11 protein-coding genes are annotated in these 18,102 nt (G+C 40.8%); all 11 read left to right on the top strand.

Translation table 11 applies throughout. The features are described 5' to 3' along the window. Positions 1 to 889: 889 nt before the first annotated feature. The 11 genes from PSAB_RS24400 (at position 890) to PSAB_RS26045 (ending at position 17,931) form a co-directional block, all read left to right on the top strand. On the top strand, positions 890 to 3,241 hold the full coding sequence (locus tag PSAB_RS24400; protein ID WP_025333204.1) for an McrB family protein: 2,352 nt from the start codon (positions 890 to 892) through the stop codon (positions 3,239 to 3,241). Next, entirely contained in the window at positions 3,238 to 4,464 is a 1,227-nt protein-coding gene (locus tag PSAB_RS03460) for an McrC family protein (RefSeq protein ID WP_025333205.1), read from the top strand. Before PSAB_RS24400 ends, PSAB_RS03460 begins: the two co-directional genes overlap by 4 nt. A gap of 129 nt (positions 4,465 to 4,593) precedes the next feature. Beyond that, entirely contained in the window at positions 4,594 to 5,661 is a 1,068-nt protein-coding gene (locus PSAB_RS03465) for a restriction endonuclease-related protein (RefSeq protein ID WP_025333206.1), read from the top strand. After that, entirely contained in the window at positions 5,658 to 8,771 is a 3,114-nt protein-coding gene (locus PSAB_RS03470) for a pPIWI_RE_Z domain-containing protein (RefSeq protein ID WP_025333207.1), read from the top strand. The genes PSAB_RS03465 and PSAB_RS03470 overlap by 4 nt, the downstream gene beginning before the upstream one ends. Continuing rightward, positions 8,737 to 11,208 (top strand): pPIWI_RE module domain-containing protein, encoded by a 2,472-nt coding sequence (locus PSAB_RS03475; RefSeq protein WP_025333208.1) that lies wholly within the window; start codon positions 8,737 to 8,739, stop codon positions 11,206 to 11,208. Before PSAB_RS03470 ends, PSAB_RS03475 begins: the two co-directional genes overlap by 35 nt. A gap of 45 nt (positions 11,209 to 11,253) precedes the next feature. Continuing rightward, complete coding sequence (locus PSAB_RS03480) at positions 11,254 to 13,305, top strand: AAA family ATPase (RefSeq protein ID WP_025333209.1); 2,052 nt, start codon at positions 11,254 to 11,256, stop codon at positions 13,303 to 13,305. A 14-nt stretch (positions 13,306 to 13,319) separates the two neighbouring features. Further along, entirely contained in the window at positions 13,320 to 15,197 is a 1,878-nt protein-coding gene (locus PSAB_RS03485; protein ID WP_025333210.1) for a UvrD-helicase domain-containing protein, read from the top strand. A gap of 10 nt (positions 15,198 to 15,207) precedes the next feature. Then, on the top strand, positions 15,208 to 16,167 hold the full coding sequence (locus PSAB_RS03490; RefSeq protein WP_025333211.1) for a 3'-5' exoribonuclease YhaM family protein: 960 nt from the start codon (positions 15,208 to 15,210) through the stop codon (positions 16,165 to 16,167). Between the two features lie 268 nt (positions 16,168 to 16,435). Further along, a complete protein-coding gene (locus tag PSAB_RS03495) occupies positions 16,436 to 16,714 on the top strand; it encodes a hypothetical protein (protein WP_025333212.1) in 279 nt (92 codons plus the stop codon). Between the two features lie 180 nt (positions 16,715 to 16,894). Next, positions 16,895 to 17,563 (top strand): hypothetical protein, encoded by a 669-nt coding sequence (locus tag PSAB_RS26040; protein WP_226991758.1) that lies wholly within the window; start codon positions 16,895 to 16,897, stop codon positions 17,561 to 17,563. 44 nt (positions 17,564 to 17,607) lie between these two features. Beyond that, positions 17,608 to 17,931, top strand: a complete 324-nt coding sequence (locus PSAB_RS26045) for a hypothetical protein (RefSeq protein WP_051529709.1) — start codon at positions 17,608 to 17,610, stop codon at positions 17,929 to 17,931. Positions 17,932 to 18,102 lie beyond the last annotated feature (171 nt).

Here is an 18,102-nt window from a genome sequence, read left to right on the forward strand (position 1 = left end):
TGATTCACGCTCTAAGAATAATATTGTACCATTAGTATGACGCGCGGATGGAGGTTCCGTCGCGTCATATTTATTTTTGAGAGATACCAGCTACATGCCGATTTAAACATTAACAACAACTTTTTTAAAACCGAACAATTGTCGCCGTCACAGTCCGTATATGTGCTTCGAAGTGTAAAGCGGATCATCAACAATATTATTCTGCTCAAGTTGGAGTTGCGCGAGCATTTCCACAAACGGATTCGCCATGTTGAACGTATCGTCTAACGCGTTATTTTGATTGGTGAAAAAGGTATTTCAAGATGTTTATACGCCTTCTTAAGTCCCCAGAATTGTCCCTGATCGCCTCCTTGCATTCGAGTAAACAAAGGCTGGATATGGATATAATTTCGGAACCAATTCAGCTCTAGCCACTGATAGCTGCATTGTATTCCTAATTTACTCCAATTAACTGGATTCCAGGAACATAATAGTACGGTTCGGTTCCAAGCCAAGAAAGGGAATAAAACACAGCTTCATGAAAGTAAGAAGCCAAATACACATTATTCTTTGATTACTGCTCTTTTGTGGAGGTTTATGTCATTCCCTACTTTAAAAGGGGACTTTTCTATTTTTGATGGCGTCCAAGGCAGGATGTTGTTGAATTTTGACGAAGATTTAGGAAATTAGTTTAAATTTCCAAGCATGTTACTGAGCGATAAGTAAATACGGAGCATTCCAATCTAAGAACGCTGATTTATAATGGAGAATTCGCGGGGAACATACGTTTCCTGACATGATTGTGCCTTTTTAATGTTTTATACTTGTAGCAGCGACAAGGCACATCTATCCTTGACTTATAGTCTTACATCTTGACTTGAATTATCTCAAATACGGAGGAGTCTTTTTCATGAAAGGAACTCAATGGAACGAATCCGAAACAAAAAAGATATTTAAAGCCATGCCTGGATCGGAAGCGCTTATGGAGTATTTGGAGAGGCGGTTAGATACCGAAGGACTAGTGACAGAGTCTAACGAAAGGCTATTTCCGAAAAAGGCTCAAGGATGTATGGTTTATAAAAGGGATACACGTATTCTGCTAACTTCAGCTCCGCGCAAACGTGATAACTATATTCATGTAGTGTTGACCTTCGGCAAGATTTCCGCAGCTCAGCTATCCGACCGTAAGCTGAAGGTAGGAAGCGGAAGTGGGAAAGGGCAGGATGTAAAGCTGTATTCCAATAGGGATATAGACATAATAATTTCCCTTATTCAAGAGACAATGAGCGGAACTACGATCGACTCATCAGCATCGTCGGATATCATCGATCTCCCAGATTGGGTAGAGAAATATCTATCTGATTCCAAGCGCCAGAAATGGAATAAGACTCTTGATTCAGCGAGGAACGACTTTATTGATAACTTTATAGAACTAGAACAACTGCAAAGCGGTAAGCTTGCTTTAGGTGATTTCAAAAAGCAGCTAGATATAAAAGCAAAGCAGAAAACGGACGGAATTAACATTTGGGGATTTAGCGGTTTTTCTGGACAAATGTTTTTCAATCAGCTGTTCAATCAAGCCGAGCATGTAGGCGCAATAGATGAAATGACGGTAGCGCTTCTGGATGCTATCACGTTAACAGAACAATCTAACGAAAACTTTGAAGAATGGTCAAAAGAAAAGCTTGCAACGTTCATTCAACAAATAAATAATATCAAAACTCGAGCAACGGCAAAAGGGTACTCTCCCCAAAAGTGTGCAAACACTAATTTTGCGCCTTTTTTTCTTAGTTTTTTCTGGGGACTTCAAAACATTCATGAACATCCGATTTTCTATAAAGCGAGCCGCGGTGGTTTAGAAATATTGGGATACTGGTCGCAACCTGATGATCAGTTATCTAGTGTGGAGCAATATGGTCGCTTCCTTCATCAAACCCAGTCTTTGGTCCAAGAAATTGAAGAGATAACTTCAGAACGCTGGGATATGCAGCAACTCGAACATTTTTTGTACTATATTCAGGAGGAATTTACGGAAGATGAGGAATCGAATGATATATCAAGCGCTCCAGTCGTTCAGCCACAACCACTTTCGGATGAGATAACCGATCTACTGAAGCGTTTCGGCTACTCAGTATCTCAAGTATCGTCATTAACTGAATGGGAACCAACTGTTGGGCAAATCCCAGAGAATGTAGTCATTTGGAAATATGATTGCACACGTCGTCAGGACTTGAATTCGTTCGTGTTTTTGTGGGAAAAGAATCCAGATGTGTTCCATGCCCAGATTCATGATGAAAATGAAGAGGGGAAAACGCGATTTCTATTAGAAATTGAGGAATCGCAACCATCAGACTTTTTGATTAGATTTGAACAATATCTCTCATCAGCGATTTCAACCGTAGCTTACACACTGGACGATGCGCAGAAAGAGACTTATTTAAATCAAGAGTTGCTACAGGAGTGGCTGGATTTGCTTACTGATCGCAGGCAAATCATTTTCTACGGGCCGCCAGGCACAGGGAAAACGTTCGTTGCTCAAAGACTAGCCAAAGTGTTAGCTCAACAAGAACAACGTATCCGTCTCGTACAATTTCATCCATCCTATACCTACGAAGAGTTTATTGAAGGGCTTAGGCCGGAAGTGATTTCTCAATCGGGGGGACCGTCGCAACTGAATGTGACCGTGAAATCAGGTATTTTCGTCGAACTGTGCCGTGAAGCAGCCAGGTCAGAAAATCGCGATCGACCATACATTTTAATCATTGATGAAATCAACCGTGCCAATACTGCGAAAGTATTCGGCGAACTGCTATTTGCGCTTGAGTATCGTGGCGCATCCATTGAACTGCCTTACTCCCGAAAAAGATTTTCAATTCCAGAGAATGTGTACGTCATTGGAACGATGAATACGACTGACCGATCACTAGCCCAAATCGATCTAGCGCTGAGAAGGCGGTTCCAGTTCATTCAATTCTCGGCGAAAGTAACAGAGCAAGTACTTTCGAGATTTCTAGCCCAGCATGCGCCAGAAATGCAGGGTGTTGCCCAATTGCTCAAGGATGTGAACGCCACAATAGGCTCTTCGGATTTGGCTATCGGTCATAGTTACTTTATGAAGCCTGAGCTCAAGCTCGCATCGCTTGAGAAGATTTGGAAGTATCAAATAATACCTTACTTAGAAGAGGTATTCATCATGGAACCCGAACGGATAAATGACTATAAACTGGAGAGCCTTCTTGCGAAAAGTGAGTATTTCGTATGACGGTCCGTCAAGTTATCGAATTAAAGGAATACCAGACGATCGATGGAGTTCAATTGACCGACTCTGAAGTGGAATGGATAAAACTTCGTTGTTCCAAAGCTCTAGAACTTAGGATTGGTTCTAATGGTATCGTTAGCTTAACAGCTACATCTTGGATAGGACGCATTAGCCTCCCATATGTTGAGATTCGCATTCGTCCCAAGCTTCCTCTGAACCGGATATGGAACTGGCTCTCGTGGGCCTATGATCTCAAAAGCTTAAGATGGGTCGGCAGCGCCGGATTTGACTCGAACTTTGAAGATATGGATTGGCTCATCCGATTTTATGTAAAGGCATGCGATCGTATCGCGGCGATCGGTCTACGAAAGAACTATGTTTCTATAGAGGATGCAATCCCTTCAGTAAAAGGGACTCTACAATCATCGCTAACGGTTGGAAGATGGCAGAAGCAAGATTATCGATTCGACTGTAGGTTTGATGAGTTTACAAGTTGGGTGAATGAGAATCGTTGTATCTTTGCAGGTTTACAGAGTATGCGGAAGCTGCAGATTAAGGATGCACGCTTGTACTTAAAGCTACAGGCATTGATTGATGTATTCGGACAGGAAAGAAGCCTATTTCCGCCAATGACGCTAACAGATGCGATAGGAAAACAGCTACTAATCCGAATGCAGGCCAATCGTTTGAATCAGCAATACAGTGAAGCTTTCAGCTGGCTTCGTCTTTACTGGAACTGTGTGACAATTGCAGATGCAGAAGGCGCTGTAAAGGCAGAAAGTTTCTTGTTGGATATGAATGAGTTGTATGAAGCATATGTTGCCGCGCGACTTCGTGCTACGCTTGAGCCTCAAGGCATCCGGGTTATCGCTCAACAGCACGATTGGCTGGCAGAAGAGGGCCGGATCAAGATCGTACCGGATCTAATTCTGCGCGATTCATCAGGCCGTGAAATCATCGTTGACACAAAATATAAGCAGAAGAAGGATGACACTTCGATTAATGCGGATGTCTTTCAGATGCTCGCATACTTGACAGCTCGGAAGTCGGACACAGCCATTCTCCTATATGCTTCCGGACCTGAGCGGGAAGACCGGATAAAAAACACTGGATTCTCTGTGTTACAGTGGAGTTTGAACTTGGAATCTACCGGCGGTTATCTTGAGGAAGAAAGTAGGCTTTTGAATCTAATCAATAGGGTTAGAGGAATGTTTGACAACACTTAATATCTACATCATGGCGGACTTCAATGATATTGAAGTTCGTTTTTGATTAGGAACGAGCGTTCGGTGACAAGCTGATGTCAATCTACCGGGTTACAATTAATGTAAAGTGCCTTCAAGGAGCGTGTTCCATTGAATAGACTTCAAGATATGCTTTATTACCTTATCACCGGGTTGAAAAAATGGCCTAATAACTATACCGAAATCCCTACTGAGCTTCATAGAGGAATGCTAATGTTTATACAAGAAGCCGGAAGTTCAGGGGCTGAGATTCCTATGGATTTGCACCGACTTCTTCATATTTTGCATAAACCATCTTTTGAATGGGGGATTCATGGGCTTATTGAATATTATCCTGGCGAATCCTCTCTAATTGAAGAGTTTATTGGGATAACTCCTGATGCAGAGGATTTCATTAATACTTATATATCCCCTGATGAAGCGCAGCAGAAGAATATGCTGGCTATTTTGCAATTCTGTAGAGATGAAAACCGAAATTTGCAAGCAGAATATACTCAAATACGCACATTTTTGTCCATGCCTCAAAATGCAGTATTGTCTGCGCTTCAACTCGCGCAGTTTGCTGAGTCCATTCGTGACCGCGAATTAAGCGTGTTAGTGCGTCAGTGTTATGAAGAGGTAACTCTACAGATGGATAACTATCGTAAATGCCCGCATTGTGGGTGGACATTAACATACAAGCATGATCGATGGCGATGCAACAAAGAAAATATCTGTCACTCGTTAGCTGATTTCGAGAAATTTGATTTGTTCAACTATAAAGATGAACGAGTATTCCGGTTGCTTCCCGGTATACAGAGGTATGTGTTGTTACCTGGGATTTCAGAAATGAAAATTGCCGAATGGTTAAAACAGAAAGGGTACGGAGTAGAATTATATCCTCATATTGATGAGTATGATCTTGCAATTTCACATAATAACAGTGAAAGTAAGATGTTTTTGGATGTAAAAGATTTCAAGGATCCAAGAATGCTGGCGAATTTCTTTAATCAAAAATCATCATCGTATTTGGAGAAGTATGGTCAACAGGTGTACGTTGTTATTCCCAAATACCGAAATGATCTATATCCATCTTACGGTATGAGAGCATCAACACTTTTAAAAGAAGACACACGGAAACTTATAAAAATCATTATGGAGAATGAATTGGAAAAAACGTTGAAGGAGGTGCTCTGGTGAGGAAAACCTATTGGGATTTAACTGAAGAAATAAACAAAGAGTTTTTCTCGCTAGAACTGCCCAAAGCCGACATATCAACAATAATAAGCCTGGAGCTATTTATGACGGGCTGTCATTTGATTGACTCGATGCTTCATATTGATCAAGGTTGGTCGTTATTGGTCGGTTATGATGAGCCGGTTTTAAAGTACATCGAACATAAGGATATCGTAGTCCGACTTAGAATTTTATTCCCTGAGTTAAGGAGTAAGAAAATACTGGCTAGACGGATTGAAGCCTATCGAGCTATTGATATGAAATTTCGTTTGTTTGATATCGGTGAACATGGACAGGCTAAGCAACTGGTTCCGCGATTTCTGACAAATAGAATAAACGATTACGAGCAGATACTTAAAAGACCGATTCCCAGACAAGTCAACACAACTTCTTTTGCATCGCAAGGGAAATTTGAATACGCAAGAACCATAAGAGGGGGATCTATTCAAACCTTTCATGGCAGCTTCCCCGAAGCTATAGAATTAAAAGAAAAGCACTTATTACCTTCTTACCGTGAGAAGAAGAAGCTTAGTTTAGAGTTGCCATTCAATGGGTTGTCGTTGGGCAAAGAAATGGATGAGATGACCGGAAAATCTTCTTCTTGGGAAAACAGGGCAGCTTCAGTTGTACTCGAGTCAATAGATTGGGATTCAGAATTTGTTTATAAAGGAAACCAGCAAATTGGCGGAGCATTGGGAGCAGGGAAATCTACGTTCATGCTCATGGAAACGTATCGTCTCGTGAAGCAAGATGGTGCCCGCATTGGTTTCATAGAGGGGAGTGTTTCCCAGGTTATAGAACGCATTAAGGTTCTGCGCGAGTTAGGTATACATGCTGTTCCGATCATTGGCAAGACATCTAGAAAGACGCATCAAGAAAATTATTTATTTGCAAATTATGGCGAGATCATCGAGCTTAGCGATTGGACGAATAACAAATTTCAAGATTTAAAGCATTTGTCGGACGTATGTGTTATTAAAGCTTTATCTAACGATTACGAACGAAATAGTAGTTATCCGTGTACTCAGCTTAAGCAAGATAATAAGTCGGTAAAATGTCCATTGGCGGATCAATGTGGGGTTTTTCATGGTTTCTCTCAACTTTCAGAGGCCGATGTTTGGGTGGCTACGTCTGCAAGTGTACTCAAAACAAGAATTCCAGCGATGATTGATCCGTTAGAGAGGACTATTTATGAAGCGATGTACGACCTTATGGATGTCGTATTCGTGGACGAAGCGGACGAAGTCCAAAAGCAATTCGATGAAACGTTCTTATCGGAATATAATGTTTTTGGAAGCGTAGAGGATATTTTTGAACGGCTGTTCAACGAATCCAATCAATTAACGAATGGACGATATCATTTAGCAGGTGACCCCGTAGTGACGGAGTGGAAAGATCAACTTCGCCAATTGGATCATATGATCTGGAGGATCTATAGAAAGTTGGATCAATCTCTAATGTTACGTAAGAATATCAGTCGTAATCTGATTAGGGTGGCAGCGCTAGCCGATTCATTAAGCGAGAAGATCTCCTTCGACGATGAATCGCAAAAGAAAATTCGTAAACATTTATTGGATTATGCAAATGAGCCTTATCAAGATTCCATGTTATCTAGCATTGTTGATGAGTTAGTAGAAAAGGAAAATCACGATGAAAAGCAGAAGCTGCTGACTCAGATTACAGAGAAACTGCTTAAAGGAACAATTCGGCCGCGTGTAAACAGAGATTTATTTTATGCGCAATTGGAGTTTTTTGTTTATTTATGCCGAGCGGAAGAATGTATCAAGTTCATTCTGACTTCCTTTACTATGATTCAAGCCAAGCTAGGAATGACAGCAGATTTTTCTCCGTTATTCACCATGCAGAAAGATTATCAAGCATTCATGAAAGAGGCCATGACGGGCACGATGATCGGATATAAATACGATTTGAAGGATGGGGAAACAACAGGGACATTTAAATTAGTCGAATATACAGGGGTAGGCAGATTATTGTTGCATGACTGGCATTGTATATATGAATATTCTGATCAGAAACAAGGGCCGGCAGTTATCTTTCTATCAGGCACAAGCCATGCACCCGAATCCGCGCATTATCATTTGAACACAGGATCAAAATGGCTGCTCAAAGCAGATAGAACATCTCCGGAAGTTCAAATGACATTCAAACCCATACTTGACACTCGACATGTTAAATTTCTGGAAGTCTCGGGGATTGGTGATGAAGAGGCTAGAAGCAACAATTTGTATGAGATGGTTCAACAACTCAAATCTGATATTCTATATGAATTGAATTTTTGGAGTAGTAGAGGAAATCCGCGAAGGGTACTCTTAGTGGTAAATTCGTATGATGATGTCGCCACAGTCGCCAGGGCTTTTCGTGGTGATCAGAGTTGGCAAGGACGTTATAAAGTTCTATCAAGGGAAAGAAGTCATGAACCAGATCAATTCCCTAGAACAATTATTGAGTCCTTTCGTAAAGAAAAGGCTGAAGTATTGATTGTACCGCTTCTCTCTGTAGGTAGAGGTTACAATATCTTGGATCAAAATGGAGAGTCGTTGTTTGGATCAGTCTTTTTCCTCGTTCGTCCTTATCCTATTCCTAATGACATGAATTACTTGGTTCAAGCACTCCACTCCTACTTGCCTCGATATTTGCAACGGATAACAGGACAAGGAATTCATTACGAGAAAGCTGTTTCTAAATTACGCCAAATCAGCAGCGGTAAGTTCGAAGCGATGTATAAAAAGCCTGATTACTGGTCTATTCTAGATGATTCTGAAAGAGAAGTTATGGCGTGGTATACATTTATCCCGATTTGGCAAATGATTGGACGATTGCTGCGCGGCGGTAAAAACGCCAGAGTATTTTACTGTGATTCAAAGTTTAACTCAAAGCCTGCCGGCAAACCAGAAGGGATGTCCATGTTGGATAGTTGGGCAGCGATTATGCAGAAGCACAAAAGGGATCCTTTGTTTTTGAGTTTGTACGGACCATTTATCGACGGAATAAATAATATCATTCTGGAGGGATATTGCGATGAAGAAGATGGAACTGTTTGCACTGGAGATTGATGAAACGCTGTTTTATAACGAAACTATCTATTATATGAAAATGCCGGAGAGCTGGAGAAACTTCTTTAATAGAGAGCGTACAGATCGCTTTAAGCTTGCATTTAAAGTAGAACCTCTAGGAAAGAAACTTAAAAGTATTTTTCCTGAAATCGTAAGCGTATGTTCAAGCAACAAGGTGTTGCTCGATGATCAGCCTTGGCTAGTTTCCACAAAACCTATTCATTCATCGTATATAAAACATTTGACGCTTGGATGGCTAGCACATTTGAAGGATTATTCGATTCCTGATTTACCGCAAGACGTAAGAGATTCGGAGCTTGTTTGGGTTTCTTCTACGTTTGGTGATGTTCACGAATTCGTTGATAACTACCAGTGGGTTTCCGGCATGGTAGCAGTCAAGTTCTGCCAGGAATCAAAGTTTCTTGATTTAGGTAATGAGCTACGTGAAGAGCTGAAATTCTATCATGTTATCTTTAATGATAAACACGAATGCATTTCTAATCCGATTCGAAAATCTCATCGTCATGATCCATTTTCTTATGTCATTCGATTTGCATTGAAGACTCGTGGGGGAGATGCTGATCGAGCCATACTAACGGTTTCCTTGGGGACAAGAAGGTATTTGAGCGATGTACAAATCAAAGATGGCAAGTGTTACATGAGATCTGGACATTCCTGTTCGGTTTTGGTATCCGTTCAAAATCCATATGTAACGAGACCAGATCGTTCATTTTCCCAATTGAAATTTGAAAGACGTCCCCGCGACTCTTCATTTACGGCATGGGAGAGCGCATTGGACGAATTGTATTGGGACGTACAGGTTGGGGAGTCTTTCGAGTCAGATTCGTTGCTTGTGAATCCCAAGGTCTATTCCGATGGGGATGGAGAAATTACGGCTTATGTCGTGAACAACAATCTATTTGCTGGAAATAGTGTGAAAGCGGGAATCGGCCTTCCTGAGAAAAGCTGTTTGTATAACTTGGCCAAAGGGTTCTTAACGGATTATGGTGCAAGAGAACTTCAACTTATTCCGGATATTTCTCTTAGAGGTATGAATGACAATCGCTTTCCAATCGTTGTTCCTAAGGAAGAGCGAATAACTATCGAGATTTATAGTTCTACCGAGATGTTTGAAGCAGTAAAAAGGGAACTATCTACAGCGCAAAAGTCAATTGATAACGTAACTATTCTTGAGGAGATTTCTGACTCCGTCTTCAGATTAAATTCGGATAAAGAGTTCATTGTTGAACTTGTCCATTGTAATCCAGACATCATAACATCGGAATTAGAGATTGATAGATATAAGGATAACTCGATCGCTCAAGAAAAGCGTATTAATCAAATTGTGAAGCAACTTTCCAAAGTTGAACAACCTAACCACTCGGTATTAGCTCTTGTAGAAATTGAAGAGAAGAGTAAGTGGAGAGAGGGGGTCGACCCTAAGAAAGCTATTCGGGAAGGATTGAAGCGGACAGGACGGCTGTCGCAATTTATTTACCCGTTAACAGGTGATGAGAAAGGAGATTTATCCCGCATTCTGAATGCAGTGTTAGACCTTTTTAACGATTATGGTCTATTTAGTGATAACGTCAATAAGATCAATGCGTCTGGAACGTTGTTATCTATATCTGTCATAAAAGCTGGAAAAAAATATTTGCCTGCCATTTCAAGATTAGACGGCACGGATCTCAGTGTTAAGCTGTTAGGTAATGATAGGTGGATGGCTTTGTCAGAAGCGGCACTGAAAATGGATGAATCTAAATTTCTTGATAATCCTCGAAGAGAAAATAAAAGCAGCGAAGTGTTTAAAGCATTTATCACAGCTGAGATTCACAGTGAACTAGAACGAAGTTCGGGGCAAGTCATTGTGCTTATCAACGCTACCTTAAGACACGGTTGGTTGGGGGCTATCGGTAATTCAAAAATACAATGCGATCGTGTTCCTTATCTTAATGAGCGCTTGGCCAATGAGCCACGATTAAGGTTCATCCGCATTAACGCGACGGATGACGTTCCTCAATATCGAATCATTATCGATGATGAAATGAATAGGTTCACTAAAGCATTAGGAGTTTTTAAGGACCCTGTAGGTATTTATTACGGTGTGGGCGGAAGACCAAATGCATGGAAAGGAATCGCTAACGATGCAACCAAGTTTTCATCGCCATCCAAATTATTGCTTCAACAACGGGCTGTGGAATACATTCCTTTAAGAGGAGAGAATGAAAACGAGTCGGATGAACTTGCTCTTTTAGCGGATCAGCTAAGACGATTAGGGTTGACTTATGATAAGCACACCATTTTTCCGTACACGATGCGTGTACTGAGCTCCTTATCGAAATATATAACCGGTAACGAAGACGATTATGATTACGATGCTGAGTTTGATGAAGAAGTGGAAGTAGACTCGGAGGAAGATTTGATACTCAGATCCTAGATCATCAAAATAATCTTAATATGCACTGTACAAGGAGATGCTGTTATGCGGCTCAACAAATTAAGAATAAGTAACTTTCGTAGTTATGGACCAACGGAAACGGTAATAGATTTCGAAGATATTACAACATTTATCGGGGCTAACAGCAGTGGGAAAAGTGCTGCACTACAGGCGCTAACTAAGTTGTTCGGAGAAACAAATGCAGATAGAGCGTTAGAGAAATCCGATTTTTATGTATCACATGACGAAGTACTTGAAGATTTGGAGAGACGAGAGCTTTACATCGAGGCGAATTTCTCATTTCCGGAAATTGAGAACGATGAAGGTGAAACACATTATGCAATACCTACGTATTTTGATAACTTTGTTGTTGAAAACACTGGCGAGCCACCGTTCTTGCGAATTAGGCTTCAAGCTTCTTGGGAGCAAAGCAATACGCCAGATGGAATCATAGAAAGTAAAGTCAGCTATGTGTCTCTATCAGAGGATGCAGAAGAAGTAGCTACGAAGATTCCGCCAAGCGAGCTCTCACAAATAAAAATCATCTATGTTCCAGCAATTCGCAATCCATCCACGTTATTGAGGAATGCGACCGGAACATTGCTCTGGCGTGTATTGAAGAGTATTAACTGGTCAACCGAAACAAAGGAGAACATTAAGGATCAATTAAAACGTGCTGAAGAATCCTTGTTTGAAGAGGCTGGATTGGAAAGGGTAAGGGATTCACTGAAAGATCACTGGAAAAAATACCATAAGGATACCCGATACTCGGAAGCAAACATCAGATTCAATAGCACAGACCTGGATCAATTAATAAAAAAGTTTGAAGTGGATTTTATGCCATCCATAACGCAAAAAGCATATTCCATTGATTCATTAGGAGATGGTCTTAGGTCTTTATTCTATTTGTCACTCGTGGATTCGTTTCTAGAAATTGAACAGCAAGCTATGGAAAATAGTGAAGATGAGGACGCGCCACAATTTAACATTCAAATTCCGGCCTTAACAATTCTCGCTATCGAAGAACCTGAAAACCATGTGTCTCCACATTTATTGGGCAATATTATCGTTAATTTGAATAGAATCGCTTCAAAAAATAATTCCCAAGTCATTTTAACCTCACATACGCCAGCTATTGTGAAGAGGGTTTTGCCTGAATCAATTCGATATTTCAATATTTCGGTAGATGAGGTTGTTACGAAAGTTAAAAAAATCGTATTACCTCGCTTACAGGGATCTGCAGAAAATGAAGAAGCGTATAAATATGTAAAAGAAGCTGTGAGGGCATATCCAGAGATTTACTTCTCGAAATTAGTTATTTTAGGGGAAGGGGATAGTGAAGAAATCGTTATCCCTAAAGCTATTGAATTGGAGACAGAAGATCATTTGGATAGCATTTCGGTATCTGTAGTGCCGCTTGGGGGAAGACACGTCAATCACTTTTGGAAGCTTCTAAATGAACTGGAAATTCCTTATGTCACACTATTGGATCTTGATAAGGAACGAAATGGTGGGGGTTGGGGACGGATTAAATATGCTTTATCGCAATTGATTAAAATCGGTGTGGATAAGAGCGAACTATTATCATTAATGGGTGGAAGCATCCTTAGTGATGAAGATCTGAATGACATGCATACTTGGGATGAAAGTTATGTGGATAACCAAATGTCTTGGTTACAAAGGTTAGAAAGCTACGATATTTATTTCTCAAGCCCATTGGACTTGGACTTTATGATGTTAGAGGCGTTCCCGGATGCATATAAACGGATACTTAGGGTCAATGAAGGGCCACGAATAGACAAAGTAGGAAAAGTACTAGAGATAGAAAATGACGAACCAGAATTACCGGAATATTTAGAACGTGTTAGTAATGCGACTAAGCATGCATTAAAAGAAGGAGGGAGTAGTGGTGATACTTACACGATCGAACAGAAAAAATTGATGGTGTGGTATGATTACTTCTTTTTACAACGGGGAAAACCGGTCACCCATCGGTTAGCGATACTGAATATCACTGATGAATTGTTCGAGGAGCGCTTACCGGCACCATTGAAACGGCTGATTGCTAGTGTGAAACATAAAATTTCTGGTGAATAAGGAAAGGCTATTAGATGAAAATCATTGATAAGAATAGATGGGAACCTGCCGACGGACTAATGCTTGAACCTGCTGCGCTACAAGTTGTAAAAAGCGAAGACAACGCTTTAATTATTGCTGGGCCTGGAGCAGGTAAGACGGAATTGCTTGCCCAAAGAGCCTGCTATTTGCTTGAGACATCTACCTGCAAGGTGCCAAGGAAAATTCTTGCAATAAGTTTTAAGAGAGATGCCGCGAAGAACCTTGCTGAACGGGTAGAGAAACGTTGCGGTACAGAGCTTTCAAAGCGATTCCAATCTATGACGTATGATGCATTTGCTAAAAGTCTTGTGGATCGTTTCTATTTAGGTATTCATGAGGATTACAGACCTGATTCAGTCTATGATATCGCTGTTGCGGACCGAACTCAAAACGATATCAGGACAGCGTATGAGCATGCTGGTTTTATACCTCCCGCTGGGATGCGGCCAGGTGACATAAACAACTTGTTGGAAAAGGAAATCGTTCGGCATTCTTTACCATTGCCTTTGGATAATAAATATCCAACAAGGGCTGCTTGGTCACTCTTACTTAAAGGTGAAGTGACTAGTACAGCTAGATTGTCGTTCGCTATGATCACTAGGCTGGCAACGTATTTGTTAGTATCAAATCCTCAATTGAGGAAGGCGTTGCAATTGACTTATAGTCATGTATTTCTCGATGAGTTTCAGGATACCACGAATATTCAGTATGAATTTGTGAAGGCATGCTTTCATAATTCCAACTCGGTATTAACTGCAGTGGGGGATGGAAAACAACGTATTATGGTATGGGCTGGAGCGATGAGAGAGATTTTCCCAACTTTTCAGTCCGACTTTGGAGCAACTACTTATCGGTTAGTGATGAATCATCGATCAGCACCAAGACTCATTGAAATTCAAAAAATGTTTTTTTCAAGATTTAATGAGCAACCCATATCAATCCAAACAAATCCAAAATGGCAAGCATCTGATGGCCGAGCTTATCTTCATTTGTTTGAAAATCATATCCAGGAAGCCCAAGCAATTGGAGGCATTGTTCAGTCTTACTTAGCAGATGGTAGCCATAAACCGAATGATATCTGTATTCTTGTGAAACAAAAAATAGATGTGTACTGCAGCGAAATGATTACGGAATTTAATAAAATAGGAATACAGGCGAGAAACGAAGGGGTATATCAGGACTTCCTTAAAGAAGATTTCATATCCCTTTGTATTCACACAATGATTATAGCAATCAGAAGAAATGCAGGTTCATGGACTTATTGTAGGAATATATTTCTCGATTTAAAAAACATGGATGAAACATCTTCGAAGATTCACGAATCACAGAGAGAATTAAGTGATTTTATTAAGAAACTCAAATCTGATTTGAGGTCAATAAGTAACGAAAATGATCTGGGGAATATATTAAAAGAAATTTGTGACTTTTATTCCATTGATGCACTGAAAGCGTACTTTCCGCAATATTTGAGATCAAATTATATCGAAAAGCTACGTTTACAGTTGGCTAAATATTTGTGGGAAGAATACATAAAAGCGGGCAGTTTGGACATTGCAATCGATAATTTGCTTGGGAAAAATACAGTTCCTATTATGACAATTCATAAGAGTAAGGGATTAGAGTATAAGACAATAATTTTTTTGGGACTAGAGGATGCGGCTTTTTATAAATTTGCAGATCAGAGGGAAGAGCATACAGCAACTTTTTTTGTAGCTCTCTCAAGGGCTAAAAACAATCTTCATTTTACTTTCAGTAAAGTACGACCGATTGGATTATACCGTGATGATCAAGATAGGAAAATTATTATGGATTTTTATCATGCATTACGCGATTCAGGAGTTGTAGAGCCGGTAGTTCATACCATAATGTAGAGGTGAGATCGTGTCTGTTTTAATAAAAGATTTTAAAGACGGGGATGAATTTGTCGGGTATTACTTGATAAAAGAAATAGAAGCAAAGCAGACAAATAATTCGATTCCTAAAGATTTCTTAGATATAGTACTTGCTGATTCAAGTGGCAATATTTCTGCAAAGTATTGGGAAGCAAGTAAGACGGATATTGAAACATTCTTTCCGATGTGTCTTGTTAAAGTGCAGGGCTTGGTTCAAGTGTATCGTGAGAAATTACAGGTAAAAGTAATTAGAATACGAAAAACAACGGAGCAAGATGCTGTATCCATAACAGATTTTATCCGTTCCGCCCCCGTAGATGCTAACGAACTTATCCCTATCATTGAACAAGCCATAGATAGTCTATCTCATAATGATATTAAATCACTTGTTACTTTTTGTTTTGAGAAAGTGAAAGACAAAATGCAATCCGCACCCGCGGCCAAATCTCATCATCATGCTTATTTCGCTGGCTTAGCTTACCATATTGTTCGAATGCTTGAAATAGGTGAATTTATTTGCCGGCAACGGCCGTTTCTCAATTCGGATTTGATTAAGGCGGGTATAATCTTGCACGACATTGCCAAACCGGTGGAAATGATATCGGAGTATGGTATGGTGCTTGATTACAGTAACCAGGGCAAATTGGTAGGACATATCAGTATGGCTGCTAATTGGATTACAGAAGCTGCAATCATACTTGGCATCGATTTAGAGTCGAATGTCATCATGGCACTACAGCATTTGATTCTGTCTCATCATAATCTGGGTGAATGGGGAAGCCCTGTTCAACCGCAATTACCGGAAGCTGTGGCTCTTCACTATATCGATGCGATGGATGCTAAACTGCAGATGGTAGAGGACATGCTTCAAACAACCGCGGAAAGTGAAGAATGGACACCGGTTATTCGTGGTTTGGAGAACAAAGCGATTTACAGATTAAAATTATGATTTTATCTGGAGGGTAAAATATTGATTTGGGTAAACGTTCATATCCCTGACAAATTATGTACAGCCCATAAATCCACGTGCGGACATGTTCTACAAGAAGAAACGAGCCTTAAAGGAATTCGAGAAATGAGGGGCGATGGTGGATGGTATGATTTCTCCCTCATGGATGAGGCGTCGACATGGTCCAAGACTAATTATCCGGAATACCCATTTGAGAAATGCGGCAAGTGCAAGCCATAAACAACAGTATGACGAAAGGAGATGCGAAATGGCAAAGGATTTGGATTTTGATCTGAAAATGTGCGGAAAAAGTGTATATGTAACATACTTTGAGTTCTGGAACAAACCTGGGTTCGATGAACGAATAGTCCATGAACAAATGAGGCAAGTTGGAAAGGACGAAGCTGGAATCAAAATGTGTATTCAGGCAGCTAGAAGGATCGCGGAAAATGGTCTCCAGGTTGAAGCGCTAAAGGTGATCGCAAACTCTTCCCGAGTTAACCAGACGGCAAGAGAGAAGGCAAGATCGCTGCTTAATTCAATGTAAGAATAAGCATACTAGACAGTCAAAAGTTGTCCATAGAAAAATAGCCCAATCAAGCGAGTACATGATATCCTAAGGTTCCTACACCAAAAAGGAGATCAATCGCTGAAAGGGCTACATTTAGTTAACGGAATGGCCGTACTTATAGGCGATGGGATGAAGCAGGCAAAGGAAGCTAGGAGGATGCCGGGCGTCAAGAAACTTCATCAGGAGTCCGAGAACTCTTCCAAGGCGGAGAACATCTTCGGACATCTGTTTGGCGCTGTTGGCATTCTCATGGGAACGCCGCAGAAGTGGTTTTGTCTGCCCTTGTTAATGAATCTGCAGGATGGTGTAAAAACCATATTCAACTGGAGAGAACCCTCAGAGAGGCAAGATTCTCATGTCGTGCAGATGATCGAACAAGGCTTTGCGGCTGCCAGGCCATTAGGGAAAGCCCTGCTCCTGCTGGATCGCTATTTCCTATCCGTTCCTACGCTGGCGCGCATGAATGAATTAAACGCACCTAGAGTGACTCGGGTGCACATCGTTTCGAAGGTCAAGTCGAACGCAGTGGCCTATGAGCATCCTTCAGAGAAGAAGAAGGGGCGCGGATGCCCACGGAAAAAGGGAGCTACTGTCAAACTGAAAACCCTGTTTCAGAGCCGTGCTGCAGAGTTTCAGACGGCTCAAGTGACGATTTACGGAAAGGAAGAAACCGTCCAGTACCTGTACCATGAACTACGGTTTGTCCTGGTTCGGTTTGATGACCAGTTGTCCATACTTGTGAGTACCGACCTGACTTTGGCAGCACCAGACATCATCTGCTTATATGATATCGCTTCAAGATCGAATGCACTTTCCGTGAAATGAAACAAGTGATCGACGGATTCAGCTATCATTTCAGGAGCAAATTAATGCCAAAACTGAAGCGTTACTTGCGGAAGGGAGAACCCCATCCGCTCGCGTCTGTGGAGGATGAACGAGAGAAAGAAAACATTCGATTGACGGTCAAGACCATAGAAGGCTACGTCATGTGCAGTTGCATCGCCATGGGCCTGTTGCAACTGATTGCCGTACGCGATTCATCCCTTGTTCCGAGCCTATTTTATCGATACTTGAGAAAGCCTATGAGTACCATTGTTTCCGAAGCAACAGTCATGGTTTGTTTACGCAAATCTATTTTTCGCCTGTTTGCTCAGAATCCGCATTTATCCATAACCAAAATAATTCAAGCTTAGCAGGAAAATGCTTATAGCCACGCTGATTCGTTGGCTTCTTAAATGTGAGAACTTTTCACTGTCCAATAATCCTAATAATTCCATCAAAGTGAATAACTAAGAAGGGAAATCGATAACAAATGTCGAAACATAAAAGATCGAAGTCGAAATGCTATTACTTTTGTACCGGTT

This window comes from Paenibacillus sabinae T27 (assembly GCF_000612505.1).
GTDB lineage: Bacteria > Bacillota > Bacilli > Paenibacillales > Paenibacillaceae > Paenibacillus_AQ > Paenibacillus_AQ sabinae.

Excerpts from the sequence above, each read along its gene's own strand:
- PSAB_RS03475 (WP_025333208.1), top strand. The coding sequence starts at position 8,737 with ATGAAGAAGATGGAACTGTTTGCACTGGAGATTGATGAAACGCTGTTT.
- PSAB_RS03485 (WP_025333210.1), top strand. The coding sequence starts at position 13,320 with ATGAAAATCATTGATAAGAATAGATGGGAACCTGCCGACGGACTAATG.
- PSAB_RS03495 (WP_025333212.1), top strand. The coding sequence starts at position 16,436 with ATGGCAAAGGATTTGGATTTTGATCTGAAAATGTGCGGAAAAAGTGTA.
- PSAB_RS26045 (WP_051529709.1), top strand. The coding sequence starts at position 17,608 with ATGCCAAAACTGAAGCGTTACTTGCGGAAGGGAGAACCCCATCCGCTC.
- PSAB_RS26040 (WP_226991758.1), top strand. The coding sequence starts at position 16,895 with ATGCCGGGCGTCAAGAAACTTCATCAGGAGTCCGAGAACTCTTCCAAG.
- PSAB_RS03480 (WP_025333209.1), top strand. The coding sequence starts at position 11,254 with ATGCGGCTCAACAAATTAAGAATAAGTAACTTTCGTAGTTATGGACCA.
- PSAB_RS03460 (WP_025333205.1), top strand. The coding sequence starts at position 3,238 with ATGACGGTCCGTCAAGTTATCGAATTAAAGGAATACCAGACGATCGAT.
- PSAB_RS24400 (WP_025333204.1), top strand. The coding sequence starts at position 890 with ATGAAAGGAACTCAATGGAACGAATCCGAAACAAAAAAGATATTTAAA.